The following is a 19664-nucleotide window of genomic DNA, read 5'->3' on the forward strand; positions in this document are numbered from 1 at the left end:
GGCCCCCACCCGTACGCCCGGCGAAAGGCTCTTCCGATGAACCTGCACGTGCCGGCCCTCTCCCCCGAGGCCGCCCCCGTCCGGACCACCTGCCCGTATTGCGGCGTCGGCTGCGGCGTGCTCGCGCGGCCGGACGGGCAGGGCGGTGCGAGCGTCGCGGGCGATCCGCAGCATCCGGCGAATTTCGGCCGGCTCTGCTCGAAGGGCTCGGCGCTCGGCGAGACGCTGTCCCTCGACGACCGGGTGCTGCATCCCGAGATCGCCGGGCGGCGGGCGAGCTGGGACGAGGCGCTCGACGCCGTCGCCGAGGGGTTCAAGCGCACCATCGCGGCGCACGGCCCGGACTCGGTGGCGTTCTATCTCTCGGGCCAGCTCCTGACCGAGGATTACTACGTCGCCAACAAGCTGGCGAAGGGCTTCATCGGCACGCCGCACGTCGACACCAACTCGCGCCTGTGCATGTCGTCCTCGGTGGCGGCCCACCGCCGCGCCTTCGGCTCGGACACCGTGCCGGGCTGCTACGAGGACCTGGACGAGGCCGACCTCCTGGTGCTGGTCGGCTCCAACACCGCCTGGTGCCACCCGATCCTGTTTCGCCGCATGCTCGACGCGCGGGAGAAGCGCGGCACGAAGATCGTCGCCATCGATCCCCGCCGGACCCAGACCGGCGAGGAGGCGGACCTCTTCCTCGGCGTGCGGCCCGGCACCGACACGGCACTGTTCTCCGGCCTGCTGGTCCACCTCGCCGACGCGAACGCCCTCGACCCGCGCTACATCGCCGAGCACACCGCCGGCTTCGAGCCGGCGCTCGAGCGCGCCCGGCAGATCGCCCCGGACCTCGCCGCGACTGCCGCCGCCACCGGCCTGTCCGAGGCCGAGGTCGCGGCCTTCTTCGAATTGTTCCGCACGACGCCGCGGGTCGTCACCGCCTTCTCGCAGGGCGTCAACCAGTCGTCGCAGGGGACCGACAAGGCCAACGCGATCATCAACTGCCACCTCGCCACCGGCCGCATCGGCAAGGCGGGGATGGGGCCGTTCTCGCTCACCGGCCAGCCCAACGCCATGGGCGGGCGCGAGGTCGGCGGGCTCGCCAACATGCTGGCGGCGCACATGCACTTCACCCCCGAGGAGGTGGATCTGGTGCGCCGGTTCTGGAACGCGCCGAACATCATCACCGGCGAGGGGATGAAGGCGGTGGCGCTGTTCGAGGCGATCGAGCGCGGCAAGATCAAGGCTTTGTGGGTGATGGGCACCAACCCCGCCGTCTCGATGCCCCGTGCCGACCGGGTGCGGGCGGCGCTGGCGAAGCTCGACACCTACGTGGTCTCCGAGGTAGTGGCGGAGACCGACACGGTGCGGGCCCGCAACGCGATCCTCCTGCCGGCGCTCGCCTGGGGCGAGAAGGACGGCACGGTGACGAATTCCGAGCGCCGCATCTCGCGCCAGCGCGCCTTCCTCAAGGCGCCGGGCGAGGCGCGGGCCGATTGGTGGATCATGGCGCAGGTGGGCAAGCGGCTCGGCCACGCCAAGGCCTTCGCCTGGGGCAACGCGGCGGCGGTGTTCCGCGAGCACGCCGCCCTGTCGGAATTCGAGAACCGCGGCAGCCGCGACTTCGACATCGGGGGGCTCGCCGACCTCACCGACCCGGCCTACGACGCTGCCGCGCCGGTGCAGTGGCCGCTGACCCGCAAGGCCAAGGGGCCGCAGACGCGCTTCTTCGCCCAGGGCGGCTTCTTCACCCGCGACCGCAAGGCCCGCTTCGTCGCGGTGCAGAAACCCGCGCTCGCGCAGGCCACCAGCGACGCGCTTCCCCTGCGCCTCAACACCGGCCGCGTGCGCGACCACTGGCACACCCTGACCCGGACGGGGAAGAGCCCGCGCCTGTCGGCCCATCGCGCCGTCCCCTTCGTCGAGATCCACCCCGACGATGCCGCGGCCGCCGGGCTCGCCGACGGCGATCTCGCCCGCGTCCGCACCGCCCACGGCGCGGCGGTGCTCGAGGTCATGGTGACGCCGGGAGCCCAGCCCGGCATGCTGTTCGCCCCGATGCACTGGAGCGAGGCCAACACCTCGGACGGGCGCGTCGGTGCGCTCGCGCAGGGCGCGGTCGACCCGGTCTCGGGCCAGCCGGAGCTCAAGGCGACCCCGGCCTCGATCGCCCCCGAGCCCTACCGCTCCCGCGGCTACCTCATCACCCGCGAGGGCGTGGCAGCGCCGTTCGGCTGGTGGTGGGCGCGCGCGACGCTGGAGGGGGCGACCGGCCTGATCTTCGCCGCGCAGGACGGCGTGCCCGAGGCCGCCGCCCTGATGCGCGAGCTGTTCTCGGGCGCGACGTTCAGCGAGTACGCCGACCCGGCCCGCGGCCGCTACCGCGCCGCCGCCTTCCGCGACGGGCGGCTCCTCGGCGTGCTGGCCCTGGCGCCGGCCGCCGAGCGCCCGACCTGGGACGCCGCCAAGGCGTTCTTCCGTACCCAGGAGCTGCTGGAGCCCTCCGCCCGCCGGGCACTGATCTCGGGGCGGGCGGAGAGCGCCGGCACCGGGCCACTCGTCTGCGCCTGCCACACCGTCGGCCTCGACACGATCCGGGCGGCGATCAAGGGCGGGGCGCACGGGGTCGAGGCGGTGGGGGCAGCGTGCAAGGCCGGCACCAATTGCGGCTCGTGCATCCCCGAGATCCGCAAGCTGCTGGCCGCGGAACTTGCGCCGGCTTCCGCATAGGCGCATCTGATGGCCCAGGATTTCCCGCGACTCGTGCCAGACCTTCATCCGCCCATGCGTACCCCCCGTGCTCCCCGCGAGACCCGCTCCCCGGGCCTCGAGCCCCTGGCCGTGCTGCCGGTCTTCGTGACGCTGACGGGCAAGCGCGCGGTGCTGGCCGGGGCCAATGGCGGCGCGGCCTGGAAGGTGAAGCTCTTGGCCGCCGCCGGCGCCCATGTCGACGTGTTCGCGCCGGAACCCACCGAGGAGATGCGCGGCACGCCGGCCGAGGTTGTGGCCGGCACGGTGGTGCTGCACGAGCGCGACTGGTCGCCGGCCGACCTCGTCGGCGCGGCCTTCGCCATTGCGGCCTTCGAGGACGAGGGCGAGTGCGAGTGCTTCGTCGGGGCGGCCCGCGCGGCGGGCGCGATCGTCAACGCGATCGACCGGCCGCATCTCTGCGACGTCTCGTTCGGCGCCATCGTCAACCGCTCGCCGCTCGTCGTCGGCATCTCGACGGAGGGCGCGGCCCCGGTCTTCGGGCAGACCGTGCGCGCCCGCATTGAGGCGATGCTGCCCGCCGGCTTCAAGGCCTGGGTCGGGGCGGCCCGCGACTGGCGCGCCGAGGTGAGCGCCCGCTACCACGCCTTCGGCGAGCGCCGGGCGTTCTGGGAGCGCTTCACCGACATCGCCTTCGCCAACCCGGAGCGGGCGCCGGTGCGCGCCGACCTCGACGCGCTGCTGGCCGAGAACGACGCCGCGCCCTCCGGCGGCAGCGTGGTGCTGGTCGGCGCCGGCCCGGGCGACGCCGAGCTCCTGACCCTCAAGGCCCTGCGCGCCCTGCGCAGCGCCGATGTGATCCTGTACGACGACCTCGTCGCGCCGGAGATCCTGGATTACGCAAGGCGCGAGGCCCGCACGATGCTGGTCGGCAAGACCGGCCACGGCCCGTCTTGCCGCCAGGACGACATCAACGCCCTGATGGTCTCGCTGGCGGGCAGCGGCAAGCGGGTGGTGCGGTTGAAATCCGGCGACCCCCTGGTCTTCGGCCGGGCCGGCGAGGAGATCGATGCCTGCCACGCGGCCGGCATCCCCGTCACGGTGGTGCCCGGCGTCACGGCGGCGCAGGGCGCGGCGGCCTCGCTCGGCATCTCGCTCACCCACCGCGACGCGGCGCGACGCCTGCAATACGTCACCGGCCACGACCGCCGCGGCGCCCTTCCCGACGACCTGAACTGGAAGGCGCTCGCCGACCCCACCGTGACCACGGTGGTCTACATGCCCAAGCGCACCCTGCGCAGCCTCCTCGCCCAGGCCGTCGCCGAGGGCCTGCCGCCCGCGACCCCGGCGCTTGTGGTGTTCAACGCCACGCGGTCCGACCAGGCGGTGGTGCGGGGCGAGGCCCGCGACATCGCCGACCGGGTCGAGGCGGCCGGGCTCGATGGGCCGGCGATCGTGATGGTGGGGGACGCGCTGAGGCGTGGCGTGCAGGCGGATCAGGTACCCGCCATTCCGCCCGCGATCCTGGTGGCGGCGGAGCGGGCGAGCGTCTGACCGCGTCTTCGCCCGGACGGGCGGCCGGAACTGAAGCCCTCGATGTGATTTCGGGGCCGCATCGCGGAACCCGGGACTCGTAACTGCTGAGGTATCAGGACGAGGCGGAACGCGTCGAACCGGGTTCTGCGCCGTCACCGGTCACGGATCCCGGGTTCTCGATAGTGTCGAGCCCCAGGATGACATGGTGAGTCTCTAGTCTTCATTTAGACACGCCGGCCCATAGCGGTTGGGCCGGGTTTTCTTTGCACAAATCTGCGTCGGCGCCGTTGGACGGCGAGCGGGTCACGGGGCGGTACTACTCAGACATCGCCCCCGCCCCTCTGTAAGGCAGGGGCGGGGACGACGCGCAGGTCGGCGGGGGACGGCCCCCGCGCAACTCAGCGCTGCTGCGGTTGTTGCGGCTGCTGCTGGGCCTGCTGCTGCTGGATCAGCGGGGTGATGCGCCGCACCGTGACCCGGCGGTTCTCCCGCGAGGGTCCTTGCGTGTTCACCTTGAGGTACTGCTCGCCGTAGCCCTGCGTGGTCAGGTTCTCCGGCGGCACCTTGAAGTCGCGGGTCAGCACCTCGGCCACCGACTGGGCACGCCGGTCGGAGAGCGAGAGGTTGTCGACGTCGGCGCCGACCGCGTCGGTGTAGCCCTCGATCAGGAACACCTCCTGCGAGTTGTTCTGGATCGCCTGATTGATCGCCGCCGCGATGGTGGCGAGGCGCTGGGCCTGGTCGGGCGTGACCTCCCACGAGCCGGTGTCGAAGGTGATGGTGTCGATGTCGACGCTGCGCATCCGGGCGCGCAGGGTCGGGCTGTAGCGCACCTGGTCGAGGGTGTAGCGCCGCTCGACCGGCACGACCGGCGGGGCGGTCAGCGCCTCGTAGATCGCGCCCTGGTCGGCCCGCTCTGCCTCGACCACGTAGCGGTCGCGGGGGATGCGGATGTCGGGCGGCGGCAGCACCACCACGTCCTGCTCGATCGACCGCGGCGGGCCCGCGTAGGAATTGTCGATCAGCACCACCTCGCGCCCGTCCGGGCCGCGGCGGTAGCGCCGCAGCAGCCGGCCGTCATCGTCCACCACCGTGAAGACCTGGTAGCCGCCGGGGCGGTCGATGATCGTCACGGTGTCGCGGCCGCGGCGCTCGATGCGGGCGTCGCGGTCGAGCAGACGGAAGCGCTCGGTCTCGTCGTGGCGCAGGAAGTAGCGGTCGTCGTCGCGCACGATCACGCGGCCGGGCTCCCGGACGATCAGGCGGCCGTTCTCGTTGTACTCGCGGCGGGCGCGGCGGACGTCGTCGTAGCTGCGCACGTCGACGTCGCCGCGGCGGAAGCCGCCCGGAACGTAGTCGGGCGCGTCGCGGCGATAGCCGCCGGGCAGGTCGCCCCGGTCGTCGAAGCCGCGCCGGTCGAGATCGCGACGATCGTCGCCGCGCCGGTCGAAGTCGCGGCCGTCGCGCCGGTCGAAGTCGCGCCGGTCCTGGTCGCGCGGGTCGCGGCGGTCGAGATCGCGGCCGTCGGCCGGTGCGCCGGCCCCGCCGGGCACGAAGGGCCGGCCCGGCACTCCGGGCTGCTGGTTCGGGGGAAGCGGCGCGCCGTTCGGGCCGGCGCCGGGCGCGTCCGGCCGGCCGGGTCCACGACCGGGAGCGCCGGGCTGCGGCTCGCCGGCCGCCGGCGGGCCGGCGCGGCCCGGGGCAGGGGGCTGGCCGGGCGCCTGTCGATCGAGACCCTGCCGATCGGGACCTTGACCGGGTGCGGGCGGCTGGCCCGGGCCGCGCTGGGCCGGCGCGTCGGGCCCGCGGCGATCCTCGCGCGGGTCGGGACGCTCGTCTCGACGGTCGGGCCGGCCGTCGGGACCACCACGGCGATCCTCGCGCGCATCGGGACGGTCGTCGCGACGGTCGGGCCGGGCGTCGGGGGTGGGGCGCTCGCGCTGATCGGGACGCGCGGCGGGGCCGCGATCCTGCGGCGGTGCCGGCGGACGGCCGGGCTCCTCGCCGCGGGGACCGCGGGGTTCCGGACGATCGGGTCGATCGGGACGCTCCTGGCGATCCGGGCGTTCCTGACGATCCGGCCGGTCGGGGCGTTCCTGGCGGTCCGGGCGGTCGGGACGCTCCTGGCGATCCGGGCGTTCCTGGCGATCGGGCCGGTCCGGACGGCCCTGTGGCGCGCGCTCCTGGGGCTCGGGCCGCTCCCGCTGCTGCGGCTCGGGCCGCTCGCGGGCCGGCGCCGGGCGCTCGCGCGGCTCCTGCCGCTCGGGACGTTCGCGCTGGGGCTCGGGCCGCTCCTGCCGGGGCTCCGGTCGCTCGCGCGGCTCCGGGCGCTCGGCCGGGCCCCGCTCGGGGCGCGGGCCGCCGCGCTCGCCGCCCGGACCTCCGGGTCCGCCTGGCCCACGCTCGCCGCCTCCCGGTCCGCCGGGCCCGCGCTCACCCGGTCCGCGCTCTCCTGGCCCGCCCTGGGCCAGCCGGATCACATCGTCGCCCCGCGCCGCTTGGCTCGCAAAAGCCTGGTTCGCAAGGATGGGCTGGAGCAGCAGCGCCGGCAGGATCGTGCCGGTCAGCAGCAGCGCGCGGGCAGGGCGCATCAGGGAAAACCTCTCGTCCGTCGTCGGTCCCTTCGAACATCGTGACGGCGAGATGGTTCCCTGCGGTCAGCCGGCCCGGGGCGGTCGCGCCGGGCCGGACGGCCTCACGGGGTGGCGACCGGCGCGGCGCCGGGGGTGGCGACCGTGGCGGCGGCCTGCGGCCCGTCCGCCCGGGCGGTCAGCGGCACCGGGATCAGGTTGGGCGCGATGATCCGCACCGCGCGTTCCTCGGGGACAGCCGGGCGGGCGGCCTCGGCGGCCTCTGCGGTGCCGTCCTCGACCCGCGTCGCGGCGGTGGCGGCCAGCGTCGCGGCGGCGCGATCGGCGCGGCCGACCAGGGTCAGGCGCACCTTCGGCCGCGACATCGCCTCGGCCTGGGCCGGGGTGACGAAGATGTCGCCCTTGTGGCGCACCAGCATGCTCTCGGCCTTGACCAGGGCCTGCGCCCAGGTCTGCGTGCCCTTGCACGAGCAGTTCGGCACGAAGGTCTTCTGGAACTTGAAGGCGTTCGCCAGGGTCGAGTAGGCGCGCTTGGTCTGGACCGCGGCGGCCTGGGTCAGGCCGCCATCGGTCGGCGGCATCGAGTAGGCGGCGGCCTCGGCCCCCGGGCACAGCGCCTGGCACATCTCGTCGGCGCCCTCCCGCCCGTCGGGCAGGTTCGGCATCGGGAAATAGGCCCCGTCGCACATCCGCACGCAGATCACCTGCGAGCCGCCGCGGCCGAACCCGTCGGCGGGCTTCGGCTGCGACGCGGCGGCGCTCTGGAGGCCGGTGCAGGCGTCCTTCACGGCGGCGATTAGCTGCTCGCGGCGGGCGTTCGAGACCTCGCGGGCGCCGGCGCCGTAGCCGGCGTTGAGGGCGCGGATGCGCTGCTCGACCTGGGCGCATTGCGGCGGCCTCATGTCGAAGAACAGGAAGCGCCCGCCCTCGCAGCCGATCGACTGGCGATAGGCGACGAGCTGCTGGATCTCCTCGATCTGGCCGCGGTTCGAGTCGCGCTGCAGGCCGGCGAGCTCGGCGCGGAAGCGCTGGCAGGCGGCCGCGTTGGGCTCGGCCAGGGCAGCCTGGCACAAGGAAAGGATCGCAAGGGCACCGGCGAGGAGCCGGACCGTGAAGCGGAGCAGCGTCATGGCGTTCGGGAACCGGCCGTGATGCGAGGACGATCCGCCCCGGGGAGGGCGGCGGACGAGAACGAGCCGCCCCGCGAGCGGGGTCGCCAAGCGTGGCGGGACGGAACGGCTCCGTTCTAGCCGCCCTCGCCGCCGCGCGACAGCCTCCCTACATACGTTAAGCTTCTTCAAGGAAAGGTTGATGCGATGGTGTGGCGGCGGGGTCTCACGGCTCTCTGCGGGGTGGCGTGTCTCGGGCTGGCGGCCGGCGCCGCGCTCGCCCAGGAGCCGGACCGGATCTTCGACAAGTCGACGGTCTGGCGGCCGCTGACGCCCAACGACAAGCTGGTGGTCTACGGCATCGACGACCCCGACGTGGACGGCGTCGCCTGCCACTACACCCAGCCCGAGAAGGGCGGAATCAAGGGCACGCTCGGCCTCGCCGAGGAGGTCTCCGACATCTCGCTCTCCTGCCGCCAGGTCGGGCCGGTCAAGTTCAAGACCAAGATGAAGCAGGGCGAGGTCGTGTTCAGCGAGCGCCGCTCGTTGATTTTCAAGAGCATGCAGATCGTGCGCGGCTGCGACGCCAAGCGCAACACCCTGATCTACATGGTCTACTCCGACAAGGTGGTTCAGGGCTCGCCCAAGAACTCGACCTCGACGGTGCCGCTGATGCCCTGGGGCACCGAGGCGCCGCCGAAATGCGGCGACTTCCTGGGCTGAGCCGCCACTCGCCTACGAATCCTGCCGACGCCTTCCCGGGCCCGCGCTTGCGCGGGCCCTTTTTCGTTCGATGCGCGGGCCGGGAGCGCCTGTGCCCCGCCGGCCCGCCCCGCAACGATTCAGGCCGGTCCGGGGCGGCATTAACGATCCGGTAACCATGCTGCGCGCTTCATGGTGCCCGGTAACAACTCGTCAACCGCCGTGACCAGCATCAGCCTCACACGCCCCTCCCTCCCGCTGCGCGGCCGCTCGTTCCGGGCGCTCGTGCTCGCGCCGGAGACGCCGCTCGGCGACTGGTTCTCGCACCTGGATGCCCTGGTGCAGCGCTCGCCGACGCTCTTCTCCGAGCGCGCCGTGATTCTGGACGTCTCGGGCCTGGCCAAGGACTCCCCCCGGGGAGATTTGGCCGGACCCGAGGCGGCCGAGCCCGCCGAGGACGACCGCGATGCCGCGGCGGCCACGCCCGACATCGCCGGCCTCGTCGACGAGCTCAAGCAGCGCGGCATCCGCATCATGGGCGTCGAGAAGGCCGAGCCGGCCTGGCTCGACCCGGCGCTGCCGCCGCTCCTGAGCGGTGGCCGCCCGGCCGAGATGGCGGAGCCGGAGGCCAAGGCGCCGCCGGAGCCGCGCAAGCCGAACTCCCTCGTCCTCGAGACCCCGCTGCGCTCCGGCCAGTCGGTCTACCACCCCGAGGGCGACGTGACGGTGATGGGCTCGGTCGCCTCCGGCGCCGAGATCCTGGCCGGCGGCTCGATCCACGTCTACGGCGCGCTGCGCGGCCGCGCCATCGCGGGAGCGGGCGGCAACCCCCGGGCCCGGATCTGCTGCCGCAAGTTCGAGCCCGAGCTGATCGGCATCGACGGCCTGTTCCGCACCGCCGACACCACCGACCCGAAGCTGCGCAAGAAGGCGGTCCAGGTCTGGCTCGAGGGCGAAACCCTCCGCATGGCCGCCCTCGACTGAGCCACCCGACACGACGGCCGGACGGGCCTTCACGGGCGCCACGCGCGCCCGGGCCCGCCTGGAAGAAGAGACACTCGAACAACCCCGTGAGCGCGCGACCCGGATCCCGGGGCGCCGCATCATCCCGATCGCCCGGGGGGAGCATTGTCCATGGCCAAGATCATAGTGGTGACGTCCGGCAAGGGCGGGGTGGGCAAGACCACCACGACGGCGGCGCTCGGTGCCGCCCTCGCCCAGTCCGGGCAGAACGTCTGCGTGGTCGATTTCGACGTCGGCCTGCGCAACCTCGACCTCATCATGGGCGCCGAGCGCCGGGTCGTCTACGACCTCATCAACGTCGTCCAGGGCGACGCCAAGCTGCCCCAGGCCCTCATCCGCGACAAGCGCCTCGACACCCTGTCGCTCCTGCCCGCCTCGCAGACCCGCGACAAGGACGCGCTCACCGACGAGGGTGTCGCCCGCGTCGTCGGCGAACTGCGCGAGAAGTTCGACTGGGTGATCTGCGACAGCCCGGCCGGCATCGAGCGCGGCGCCACGCTCGCCATGCGTCACGCCGACATCGCGGTCGTGGTGACGAACCCCGAGGTCTCCTCGGTGCGCGACTCCGACCGCATCATCGGGCTCCTCGATTCCAAGACCGAGCGCGCGAAGAACGGCGAGCGGCTGGAGAAGCACCTGATCCTGACCCGCTACGACCCCAACCGGGCCGAGCGCGGCGAGATGCTGAAGATCGACGACGTGCTGGAGATCCTGTCGATCCCGCTGCTCGCCGTGATCCCGGAGAGCGAGGAGGTTCTGAAGGCCTCGAACCTCGGCAGCCCGGTGACGCTGAACGCGCCCCAGAGCGCGCCGGCTCGGGCCTATGCCGACGCCGTGCGCCGCCTCAAGGGCGAGACGGTCGAGATGATCGTGCCGAGCGAGAAGCGCTCGCTGCTCGGCAAGCTGTTCACCCGGAGGGCGGCATGAACCTGCTGAACTTCCTGTCGCGGCGCGGCACGGCGCCGGTAGCGCGCGAGCGGCTCCAGATCCTGCTGGCGCACGAGCGCACGGCGTTCGGCCGCTCCGACCTGGTGGCGGTGCTGCGCGAGGAGATCCTGGCGGTGATCGCCAAGCACGTCGCCATCGACCAGGACAAGGTGAAGATCACCATGGAGCGGGGCGACGCCGTCTCGACCCTGGAGATCGACGTCGAGCTGCCGAAGGCCGTTCACCGGGCGGCTTGATTTCTCAGCCGACCCTTGCGCTCCCGGCCGGCCCGCGCGATCTCAGTCGCCGACGGGCCGGACGGAGCGAGCTGTTGGCGGACGCCTTTCCACTGCACGACAAGCTGGCCCTGGTCACCGGGGCCGGCGGCGGCATCGGCGCGGCCCTCGCCCTGGGTCTTGCCCGGCAGGGCGCCCGCCTCGTCCTCGTCGACCGCGATCCCGACGGCCTTGCCCGCAGCGAGGCCGCCGTGCGGGCGCTCGGGCGCGACGTCAGCACCCACGCTTTCGATCTGACGGAGTTCGACCGCATCGCCGCCCTGCCCGACGCGGTCGCCGCGCGGCACGGGCCGCTCGACCTCCTCGTCAACAATGCCGGCGTGGCGCTCGCCGGCCGCTTCGCCGACGTCGAGCTCGCCGATTTCGACTGGCTGATGGACGTCAATTTCCGCGCCGTGGTGCGGATGACCCGCGCGTTCTTGGCCCAGCTGGAGAGCCGGCCGGCGGCGCAGATCGTCAACCTGTCGAGCCTCTACGGCATCGTCGCCCCCCCGGGCCAGGCGGCCTATGCGGCGAGCAAGTTCGCGGTGCGCGGCTTCTCCGAGGCCCTGCGGCACGAATATGCCGGCACCAATCTCGGGGTGAGCGTGGTGCATCCGGGCGGAGTCGCGACGGCGATCGCCCGCAACGCCCGCGCCGGCCCGCGCCTCGATCCCGCCGAGGTCGCGAGCGGCAAGGCCGCGGCGGAACGTTACCTGCGTCTGCCGCCCGAGGCGGCGGCCGCGCGCATCCTGCGCGGCATCGTCCGGCGGGAGCCCCGCATCATCGTCGGCCGCGACGCCGCCCAGGTGGCGCTGATCCAGCGCCTGATGCCGGTGCGGTACTGGTCGCTGATCGCCCGCGCCATGGAGTAACGGATGTCGAGCCTGCGCGCCCACGTCTTCGACTGGATCATCCGCTGGCAGGTCCGGCCCAAGGTCGCCCGCGCCGGCGGCGACGTCGCGGCGATCCGCCGGATCATGAACCAGGGCAGCTTCCCCGAGCCGCCCGGCATCGCCTTTCGCGAGGGCAGCGTCGGCGGGATCGCCGGCGAGTGGGTCGAGCGTCCCGGCCTCGCCCCGGACGCCCCGCGCCTGTTCTACCTGCACGGCGGCGGCTTCATCGCCTGCTCGCCCCGCACCCACCGGTCGATCACCGGCGCCTTCGCGGTGCGGGGATTCCGGGTGTTCTGCCCCGATTACCGCCTCGCCCCCGAGCATCCCTATCCGGCGGCCCTCGACGACGCGGCCGCCTGCTGGTCGACCTTCGCGGCCGCGGGGCCGGCGGGCATCGCGGGCGATTCCGCCGGCGGCAACCTCGCGCTGGCCTTGATGCTGCGGGCGCGCCGGGACGGGCTGCCGCTCCCCGACGCCGCCGTGCTGTTCTCCCCCTCGACCGACATGCTGGGGGAGGGCGAATCGATGCGCACGAACGCCCGCCGCGACGCGATGTTCGACCCGACGAAGCTGCACCACCTCGTCGACCTCTATCTCGGCGGGCACGACCCCGCCGACCCGCTGGTCTCGCCGCTGCGCGGCGACCCCGACGGCCTGCCGCCGCTCCTGTTCCACGTCGGCGCCCGCGAGGTCCTGCGCGACGATTCGGTGCGCTTTGCCGAGAAGGCGCGGGCCGCGGGCATCCCCGCCACCGTGACGGTCTGGCCGGTGGTGCCGCATGCCTGGCAGCTGGCGCAGTCGTTCCTGCCTGAGGCGCGCCGCTCCGTGTCCGAGGCCGCCGCCTTCCTGAAGAGCCACGCCGCCGCGCCGGAGGCGGTCCGGTGAGTGACGAGGCCGCCCCGCCGGCGGCGCCCTGGCCGGACAAGCCCCTCGCGGTGCTGGTGCTCGGGGCCGGTTTCTCCGGCCTCGCCATGGCGATCCGCTGCCGGCAATCCGGCATCGACGACCTCTTCGTCGTCGAGAAGGCGGACGCGGTCGGCGGCACCTGGCACGAGAACACCTATCCGGGCGCCGCCTGCGACATCCCGGCCCATCTCTACGCCCTGTCCTTCGCCCCGAAATCCGACTGGACCCGCACCTATGCCGGCCAGCCGGAGATCGCCGCCTACCTGCGCGAGCTGGTCGGGCGGTTCGGCCTCGCCGGGAAGATCGCTCTCTCGACCGCCGTCACCGGGGCGGTCTGGGACGGGGCGCGCTCCCTGTGGCGGGTCGAGACCGATCGCGGCCCGCTGGAGGCCCGGGTGCTGGTCTCCGGCATGGGGGCGCTGCACCACCCGGCGGTTCCGGCAATTCCCGGCCTGCACACGTTCCTGGGCGCCCTCTTCCACACCTCGGCCTGGGACCATGGCGTGTCGCTGAAGGGCAAGCGCGTCGGGGTGATCGGCACGGGGGCGAGCGCGATCCAGGTCGTGCCGGCCATCGCCCCGGAGGTCGAGCGCCTGGTGCTGTTCCAGCGCACGCCGCCCTGGGTCATGCCGCGCAACGACCGGCCGATCGGCCCGCGGATGCGGGCGCTGTTCCGCCGCCTGCCCGTCGCGCGCCGGGCCTTGCGCACGATCCAGTTCCGGGTGCGCGAGGCGCGCGCCGTGCTCGGCTTCACCCGGGTCTCGGGGCTCACGCGGCTGGCCGAGGCCGCGAGCCGGCACCACCTGCGCCAGCAGGTCGCCGACCCCGCCCTGCGCGCCAAGCTGACCCCGCCCTACCGCCTCGGCTGCAAGCGGGTGCTGATCTCCGACGCGTACTACCCGGCCCTGACGCGGCCGAACGTGACCCTCGAGACCGAGGCGATCCGCGACGTCACCCCGGACGGCGTGACGATGCGGGACGGCCGCCACCACCCCCTCGACGTGCTGGTGCTCGCCACCGGCTTCGACACCACCGCCTCTCTCGCGCGGGTGCCGGTGGTCGGCCGCGACGGGCTGATCCTCGCCCGCGCCTGGGGCGAGCGGGTGGCGGCGCATCGCGGCGTGGCGGTGGCGGGCTTCCCCAACTTCTTCATGCTGCTCGGGCCCAATACGGGCTTGGGCCACAACTCGGTCGTGCTGATGATCGAGGCACAGGTCGAGTACGTGCTCGCCTGCCTCGCCGAGATGAAGGCGCGCAACCTCGCGGCGATCGAACCGTCGCCGGAAGCGCAGGCGCGCTACCTCGCCGAGCTGGAGGAGCGGCTCTCGGGCAGCATCTGGCAGCAGGGCGGCTGCGCCAGCTGGTACCAGGACGCGGCGGGGCGCAACATCGCGCTGTGGCCCGGCACGGTGGTGGCCTACCAGCGCGCGATGCGGGCGCCGGACTGGGGCGAGTTCGTCCTCACACCTGCGTAGACGCCGCTCCCGGCTGCAAGAGTCGTTGGACGCATCGCTGCGCTGCGGCGATAGCGCTTTGCGCCCGTCACAGACGCGTGCTATCGGCCGGTGCCAACTCAATAACGGGCGTTTGCCAGACAAACCGCCCGGCGAGACCCGATTTGGCGGCGTCCACAAGGCGTCGCACGCACGAGGAGTTGGTTCATGGCCCGCATCAGCACCGATACGATCATCGAGGGCCTGACCTTCGACGACGTCCTGCTCCGCCCCGCCGCATCCTCGGTGATGCCGGCGGAGGTGAATCTCGGCACCCGGCTCACCCGCTCGATCCGGCTCAACATGCCGATCATCGCCTCGGCGATGGACACCGTGACCGAGGCCCGGATGGCCATCGCGATGGCGCAGAACGGCGGCCTCGGGGTGATCCACCGCAACCTCGAGCCGCCGGAGCAGGCCGAGCAGGTCCGCCTCGTCAAGAAGTACGAGTCCGGCATGGTGCTCAACCCGATCACCATCCACCCGGACGAGACCCTGGCCGACGCCTACGGGGTGATGCGCCAGCACGGCATCTCGGGCATCCCGGTGGTCGAGCGCGGCCCCAACGGCTCGCGCGGCAAGCTCGTGGGCATCCTCACGAACCGCGACACGCGGTTTGCCACCAACCAGAGCCAGCCGGTCTCCGAGCTGATGACCCGCGACCGGCTGATCACCGTGCGCGAGGGCGTGACCCAGGACGAGGCCAAGCGCCTGCTGCACCAGTTCCGCATCGAGAAGCTGCTCGTCGTCGACGACCACTACCGCTGCATCGGCCTCATCACCGTCAAGGACATCGAGAAGCAGGTCGCCTACCCGCACGCGATCAAGGACGAGCAGGGCCGCCTGCGGGTGGCGGCGGCCACCACCACCGGTGACGGCGGGTTCGAGCGGGCCGAGCGCCTGATCGACGCCGGCTGCGACGTGATCGTGGTCGACACCGCCCACGGCCATTCCTCGAAGGTCCTGGAGAGCGTGCGCCGGGTGAAGACCCTGTCGAACGCCGTGCAGGTCATCGCCGGCAACGTCGCGACCCGCGAGGGCGCCCAGGCGCTGATCGACGCCGGCGCCGACGCGATCAAGGTCGGCATCGGCCCGGGCTCGATCTGCACCACCCGCATCGTCGCCGGCGTCGGCGTGCCCCAGCTCACCGCCATCATGGAGGCGGTCGAGGCCGGCAACGAGGCCGACGTGCCGGTGATCGCCGACGGCGGCATCAAGTATTCGGGCGACCTCGCCAAGGCGATCGCCGCCGGCGCCTCGGTGGCGATGCTCGGCTCGCTGCTCGCCGGCACCGACGAGGCGCCGGGCGAGGTGTTCCTGTACCAGGGCCGCTCGTACAAGAGCTACCGCGGCATGGGCTCGGTCGGCGCCATGGCGCGCGGCTCGGCGGACCGCTACTTCCAGGCCGAGGTCAGCGACACCCACAAGCTCGTGCCGGAGGGCATCGAGGGCCAGGTTCCCTACAAGGGCCCGGTCGCGGCGGTGCTGCACCAGCTCGCCGGGGGCCTGCGCGCCGCCATGGGCTATGTCGGCGCCCCGTCGATCCCGGAGATGCAGGAGAAGGCGCAGTTCATCCGCATCACCAATGCGGGCCTGCGAGAGAGCCACGTCCACGACGTGACCATCACGCGGGAGAGCCCGAACTACCCGGGCCGGGTGTAACCGGTCGGGCGGCCGCGCGCGGCCGCCCGAGACGCCGTCACGGCTTCTCCTCCGCCGGGCCGTGCTTCTGCGGACGGTGCCCGTCCTGGCCCGGATTGTTGTGCTTGTTGTGGTCGCGGCTCTCCTGGTGGGTGGAGGGCGGCCGGGTCGGATCGGCGCTGGTGCGGATGCGGGCGCCGCCACCGGCCGGGACGTTGGGGCCGTCCTTGCCCTCGATCAGGCGGATGTTCTGCGCGTGGGTCTTGTCGCCGTGGGGCTTCTCGCCGGCCATGGGCTCCTCCTGTCGCGAATGAGCCCGGCCAACTCCCGCCGACTGGCCCCGTTCCTCACCAGGCCGGCGCAGCGGTGCCGAGGGGGCCGGCGGGCCGGTCCCAGGCCATCGGCACACCGTCGAGGACGAGCGGCGGGTGCAGGCGGAGAGCCGGCCCCCATCCGGTCGGCTCCGGCACTTCCGCGAAATCGGCCGGCTCGGGCGCGGCGGGCGCCGCCTCGGGGCGGGGCGCCGGTGCGGCGGCGAGCAGCGCGGCGGTGCGGGCGAGCGAGAGGCGCGCCGTGGCGCCGCGCTCGGTCGCGAGGCGCCGCGCCAGCCCGTGCAGGCAGGCCGCCGCCATCAGGTAGCCGGTGGCGTGGTCGAGGGCCTGGACCGGCAGCGGCACCGGCTTGTCGGCACCCGCTCGTCGCATCCCGGCCTCGGCGAGGCCGCAGCTCATCTGGACCAGGCTGTCGAAGCCGCGCCGCTCCCGCCACGGCCCGGTCCAGCCGTAGGCGTCGAGGCTGACGTCGATCAGGCCCGGCCGCAGGCGGGCGCGGGCCGCGGCGTCGAGCCCGAGGCGGGCCAGCGCGTCCGGCCGGTAGCCGTGGACCAGCACGTCCGCCGTCGCGAGCAGGTCGTCGAAGCGCGCCCGCCCGGCCGGATCCTTCAGGTCGAGGCGAGCGCAGGCCTTGCCGAGGGTCGTCTCCGGCACCACGCCGGGCTCCTCCCAGCCCGGCGGATCGAGGCGCAGCACCGTGGCGCCGAACCCGGCGAGGAAGCGGGTCGCCACCGGGCCGGCGAGCACCCGCGTCAGGTCGAGGACGCGCAAGGAGGCCAGCGGCCGCTCGGGCCGTGCCTCGGTCAGGCCGGCCGTGCCGGCCCCGCCCGCCTCCCAGGCGACCAGGGGCTCGCGCGCCACCGCCGCTCCCTGCGGATGCGCGGCCCAGGCCGCGGCCGGGCGCATCGCGGCGGCGCAGCCGCCGGCCGCGACCACCGCCGCCTCGAGGTCGTCCGCCCGCCAGGCCGCCACAGCCCGGCCCACCACCTCCCGCTCCGGCGCGGTGCCGAGCACCGCCAGGGCGGCGTCGCGGTGATGCGGGGCGTTGGTGTGAAGGCGGATCCAGCCGTCCGCCGTCCGGTAGTCGCCCGCCACCGGATCCCAGAGCGGCGGTAGCTCCCAGCCCTGCGGGTGGAGCGAGCGGGAGAACCAGAACGCGGCGAGGCGACGGTCGACCGTCACACCCGGCTGCCGGCCGAAGCGGGCCTCGACCAGCTCGGCCAGCGCCAGCCCCGCCGCCGCGACCGAGGCCGCCGCGAGATCGCTGACCGGGTAGACCGACGGGAGGGCGCCCGCCCCGGTCACCGTCACCGGCGGCGCGGCCCCGGCGCCGAGGCCGCGCCGGATCGCCTCCAGGATCGCCGCGAAGGCCGGATTGCGCCTCTCGTCCGTCATCGCCCGCTCCTGATGCGTGTGCGGTGACAGGAGGGCGCCGAGGAGGTCAGATCGTCAATCTTGATTACTCGAATCAATCTGACCGCCGCGAGCCTGCCCGTGACCGCCTATCTGACCGCCGCCGAGGCGGCCGCCCGCCTCGGCGTGAGCCGCCAGACCCTCTACGCCTATGTCAGCCGCGGCCTGATCGAGGCGCATCCGACCGCCGACCCGCGGGTGCGGGCCTATGCGGCCGACGCCGTCGACCGCCTCGCCGCCGCCCGACATCGCGGCCGGCGGCCGCGGGAGGTCGCCCGCGCCACCCTCGACTGGGGCCTGCCGGTGATGGAGACCGCCGTTACGCTGATCCGCGACGGCCGCCTGTTCTATCGCGGCGCCGATGCCGTGGCGCTCTCGGAGACCGCGACCCTGGAGGAGGCGGCGGCGCTCCTCTGGGCCTTGCCGCAGGCCGCCGCCTTCGGACCCGAGGCTCCCGGGGCGGAGCCGCGCGGCGGCGACCTCCTCGGCGCCTTCGCGGCGGCGACGGAGGACGCGCCGACGGCGGCCTGGCAGCAGGATCCGGCCCGGCTCGCCGCGGGGAGCGGCGCGCTCGTCCGCCTGCTCGGGGCCTGCGTGACCTGGGGCGTCCCAGACGCCGCGCCGCTCCACCGCCAATGTGGACGGGCCTGGGGCCTCGACCCGGCCGGGGCGGAGGCCGTGCGACGGGCTTTGGTCCTGTGCGCCGACCACGAACTGAACGCCTCGGGCTTCACCGCGCGCTGCATCGCCTCGGCGGGCGCGAGCCTGCGCGCGGCGGTGATCGGCGGCCTCGCGGCCCTGAGCGGCAGCCGCCACGGCGGCACGACCGACCGGGTCGAAGCCCTGTGGGACGCCCTCGACGGGGCCGACCCGGCCGCGTCCCTGCGGCGCCAGCTCGCCGGCCGCGAGGCCCTGCCGGGCTTCGGCCACCCGCTCTACCCCGCCGGCGACCCGCGGGCCGCCGCCCTGCTGGCGCCGCTCCTGGCAGACGATGCTCGCCTGCGGGCGGTCGCGGCGGCGGGCGAGGCGCTCACGGGAGCGCGGCCCTCCCTCGATTTCGCCCTCGTCGCCTTGCGCCGGCAGCTCGGGCTGCCGCGGGGGAGCGCCTTCGGGCTGTTCGCGCTGGGCCGCTCGGCCGGCTGGATCGCGCAGGCCCTCGAACAGCGCCAGGCCGGCGGGCTGATCCGCCCGCGGGCGGTCTATGTCGGACCGGCACCCTGACGGGCCACGGTCAAGCGCCACCATCGACCATCGACCATCGCGCCTGTGCTCGAAGCTCGGGCGTGCTTGACTTCCAGGCCTGCGAAAAAACACTTTGGGGGCGGGACCGAGGATGCGGGGGCGGGCGATGGTGCGCGGCGGAACCGGACGCTCCGCGTCGCGAGCGGGCGCGGCCCTGGCGGCCTGCCTGATGCTGGCGGCGCCGGCCCGGGCCGAGATCCAGGTCCTGGCGGCGCGGATCACCGCGGGCGAGCTGTGGGTGCTCGGCACCGCCGACGAGGCCGACACCGAGGTCAGCCTCGACGGCCGCTTCACGGCACGAGCCGATTCCCGCGGCAAGTTCGAGTTCCGCCTCGTCTACCACCCGGCGACCTGCATCGTGACCCTGCGCGCCGGCCGCCAGGAGCGCGGCGCGGTGGTGGGCGAATGCGGCCAGCAAGGGCCCGCGGGCCCCGAGGGGCCGAAGGGCGCGGTGGGCCCGGCGGGGCATGCCGAGGTCACGACCGTGGCGGGACCGCCCGGTCCTCCCGGCCCGGGAGGCGCGGCAGGTCCGAGGGGGGATGCCGGCCCCAGGGGGGAAGCAGGGCCCAGGGGGGAAGCAGGGCCCAGAGGAGATACGGGGCCGAGGGGCGAGACGGGACTCAAGGGCGATCCCGGTCCCAAGGGCGATCCTGGTCCAAAGGGCGATCCCGGTCCCGAGGGAGAGATAGGTCCGAGAGGCGCGCCCGGGCCCGTCGGCCCTCGCGGGGAGGCCGGCGCGCGGGGCGAGGCCGGTCCCGCGGGTCCACCCGGAGCGCGGGGCGAGCCGGGTCCGAGGGGCGAGGCCGGCAAGCCGGGCCCGCGCGGGCCCGCGGGCCCGGCCGGTCCTCCCGGACCCCGGGGCCCGGCAGGCCCGGCCGCCC

The 19664-nt window shown here is 74.1% G+C and carries 17 protein-coding genes; 13 read left to right on the forward strand and 4 right to left on the reverse strand.

Annotated features, from left to right (window positions below):
- Nucleotides 1-36: 36 nt before the first annotated feature.
- Both ACS5PV_RS16760 and cysG read left to right on the forward strand, forming a co-directional pair.
- Entirely contained in the window at nt 37-2718 is a 2682-nt protein-coding gene (locus ACS5PV_RS16760) for a nitrate reductase (RefSeq protein ID WP_455396462.1), read from the forward strand.
- A 54-nt stretch (nt 2719-2772) separates the two neighbouring features.
- A complete protein-coding gene (gene cysG / locus ACS5PV_RS16765; protein WP_455396463.1) occupies nt 2773-4251 on the forward strand; it encodes a siroheme synthase CysG in 1479 nt (492 codons plus the stop codon).
- Between the two features lie 380 nt (nt 4252-4631).
- Here the strand turns inward: cysG and ACS5PV_RS16770 are convergent, their stop codons facing one another.
- Nucleotides 4632-5804, reverse strand: coding sequence for an OmpA family protein (locus ACS5PV_RS16770; protein WP_455396464.1), 1173 nt, complete (start codon nt 5802-5804; stop codon nt 4632-4634).
- Between the two features lie 180 nt (nt 5805-5984).
- Between ACS5PV_RS16770 and ACS5PV_RS16775 the strand changes: the two genes are divergently transcribed.
- On the forward strand, nt 5985-6869 hold the full coding sequence (locus ACS5PV_RS16775) for a hypothetical protein (protein WP_455396465.1): 885 nt from the start codon (nt 5985-5987) through the stop codon (nt 6867-6869).
- A gap of 59 nt (nt 6870-6928) precedes the next feature.
- Here the strand turns inward: ACS5PV_RS16775 and ACS5PV_RS16780 are convergent, their stop codons facing one another.
- Nucleotides 6929-7954, reverse strand: a complete 1026-nt coding sequence (locus ACS5PV_RS16780) for a DUF2865 domain-containing protein (RefSeq protein WP_455396466.1) — start codon at nt 7952-7954, stop codon at nt 6929-6931.
- Nucleotides 7955-8140: 186 nt separating this feature from the next.
- Between ACS5PV_RS16780 and ACS5PV_RS16785 the strand changes: the two genes are divergently transcribed.
- The 8 genes from ACS5PV_RS16785 (at nt 8141) to guaB (ending at nt 15817) form a co-directional block, all read left to right on the forward strand.
- Complete coding sequence (locus tag ACS5PV_RS16785) at nt 8141-8656, forward strand: CreA family protein (RefSeq protein WP_455396467.1); 516 nt, start codon at nt 8141-8143, stop codon at nt 8654-8656.
- A 201-nt stretch (nt 8657-8857) separates the two neighbouring features.
- Nucleotides 8858-9619 carry a septum site-determining protein MinC gene (minC, locus tag ACS5PV_RS16790; protein ID WP_455396468.1) on the forward strand — a complete coding sequence of 254 codons (762 nt, stop codon included), beginning with the start codon at nt 8858-8860 and terminating at the stop codon, nt 9617-9619.
- 150 nt (nt 9620-9769) lie between these two features.
- A complete protein-coding gene (minD, locus tag ACS5PV_RS16795; protein WP_455396469.1) occupies nt 9770-10585 on the forward strand; it encodes a septum site-determining protein MinD in 816 nt (271 codons plus the stop codon).
- Nucleotides 10582-10842 (forward strand): cell division topological specificity factor MinE, encoded by a 261-nt coding sequence (minE, locus tag ACS5PV_RS16800; protein WP_455396470.1) that lies wholly within the window; start codon nt 10582-10584, stop codon nt 10840-10842. Before minD ends, minE begins: the two co-directional genes overlap by 4 nt.
- A 74-nt stretch (nt 10843-10916) precedes the next feature.
- Complete coding sequence (locus ACS5PV_RS16805) at nt 10917-11735, forward strand: SDR family NAD(P)-dependent oxidoreductase (protein ID WP_455396471.1); 819 nt, start codon at nt 10917-10919, stop codon at nt 11733-11735.
- Between the two features lie 3 nt (nt 11736-11738).
- Complete coding sequence (locus ACS5PV_RS16810) at nt 11739-12641, forward strand: alpha/beta hydrolase (protein WP_455396472.1); 903 nt, start codon at nt 11739-11741, stop codon at nt 12639-12641.
- Nucleotides 12638-14137, forward strand: a complete 1500-nt coding sequence (locus ACS5PV_RS16815) for a flavin-containing monooxygenase (protein WP_455396473.1) — start codon at nt 12638-12640, stop codon at nt 14135-14137. Before ACS5PV_RS16810 ends, ACS5PV_RS16815 begins: the two co-directional genes overlap by 4 nt.
- Before the next feature lie 186 nt (nt 14138-14323).
- Complete coding sequence (guaB, locus tag ACS5PV_RS16820; protein ID WP_455396474.1) at nt 14324-15817, forward strand: IMP dehydrogenase; 1494 nt, start codon at nt 14324-14326, stop codon at nt 15815-15817.
- 37 nt (nt 15818-15854) lie between these two features.
- On the opposite strand, the gene ACS5PV_RS16825 is transcribed toward guaB, so the two are convergent.
- Both ACS5PV_RS16825 and ACS5PV_RS16830 read right to left on the reverse strand, forming a co-directional pair.
- Nucleotides 15855-16088, reverse strand: a complete 234-nt coding sequence (locus ACS5PV_RS16825) for a hypothetical protein (RefSeq protein WP_109961930.1) — start codon at nt 16086-16088, stop codon at nt 15855-15857.
- Between the two features lie 55 nt (nt 16089-16143).
- On the reverse strand, nt 16144-17523 hold the full coding sequence (locus ACS5PV_RS16830) for a CoA transferase (RefSeq protein WP_455396475.1): 1380 nt from the start codon (nt 17521-17523) through the stop codon (nt 16144-16146).
- Nucleotides 17524-17622: 99 nt separating this feature from the next.
- Here ACS5PV_RS16830 and ACS5PV_RS16835 point away from each other — a divergent pair, with 99 nt between their 5' ends.
- Nucleotides 17623-18762: a citrate/2-methylcitrate synthase gene (locus ACS5PV_RS16835; protein ID WP_455396476.1), complete on the forward strand. Its 1140-nt coding sequence runs from the start codon at nt 17623-17625 to the stop codon at nt 18760-18762.
- Nucleotides 18763-18889: 127 nt separating this feature from the next.
- Nucleotides 18890-19664, forward strand: a 775-nt coding sequence (locus ACS5PV_RS16840) for a hypothetical protein (RefSeq protein ID WP_455396477.1), incomplete at its 3' end; no start/stop codon positions are given.

It is taken from the genome of Methylobacterium sp. Gmos1, assembly GCF_053764715.1.

Bases quoted from the DNA above. Each gene is read 5' to 3' on its own strand.
- ACS5PV_RS16785 (WP_455396467.1), top strand. From the start codon at position 8,141: ATGGTGTGGCGGCGGGGTCTCACGGCTCTCTGCGGGGTGGCGTGTCTC.
- ACS5PV_RS16825 (WP_109961930.1), bottom strand. From the start codon at position 16,088: ATGGCCGGCGAGAAGCCCCACGGCGACAAGACCCACGCGCAGAACATC.
- ACS5PV_RS16760 (WP_455396462.1), top strand. From the start codon at position 37: ATGAACCTGCACGTGCCGGCCCTCTCCCCCGAGGCCGCCCCCGTCCGG.
- ACS5PV_RS16810 (WP_455396472.1), top strand. From the start codon at position 11,739: ATGTCGAGCCTGCGCGCCCACGTCTTCGACTGGATCATCCGCTGGCAG.
- ACS5PV_RS16830 (WP_455396475.1), bottom strand. From the start codon at position 17,523: ATGACGGACGAGAGGCGCAATCCGGCCTTCGCGGCGATCCTGGAGGCG.
- ACS5PV_RS16780 (WP_455396466.1), bottom strand. From the start codon at position 7,954: ATGACGCTGCTCCGCTTCACGGTCCGGCTCCTCGCCGGTGCCCTTGCG.
- minE (WP_455396470.1), top strand. From the start codon at position 10,582: ATGAACCTGCTGAACTTCCTGTCGCGGCGCGGCACGGCGCCGGTAGCG.
- guaB (WP_455396474.1), top strand. From the start codon at position 14,324: ATGGCCCGCATCAGCACCGATACGATCATCGAGGGCCTGACCTTCGAC.
- minD (WP_455396469.1), top strand. From the start codon at position 9,770: ATGGCCAAGATCATAGTGGTGACGTCCGGCAAGGGCGGGGTGGGCAAG.
- cysG (WP_455396463.1), top strand. From the start codon at position 2,773: ATGCGTACCCCCCGTGCTCCCCGCGAGACCCGCTCCCCGGGCCTCGAG.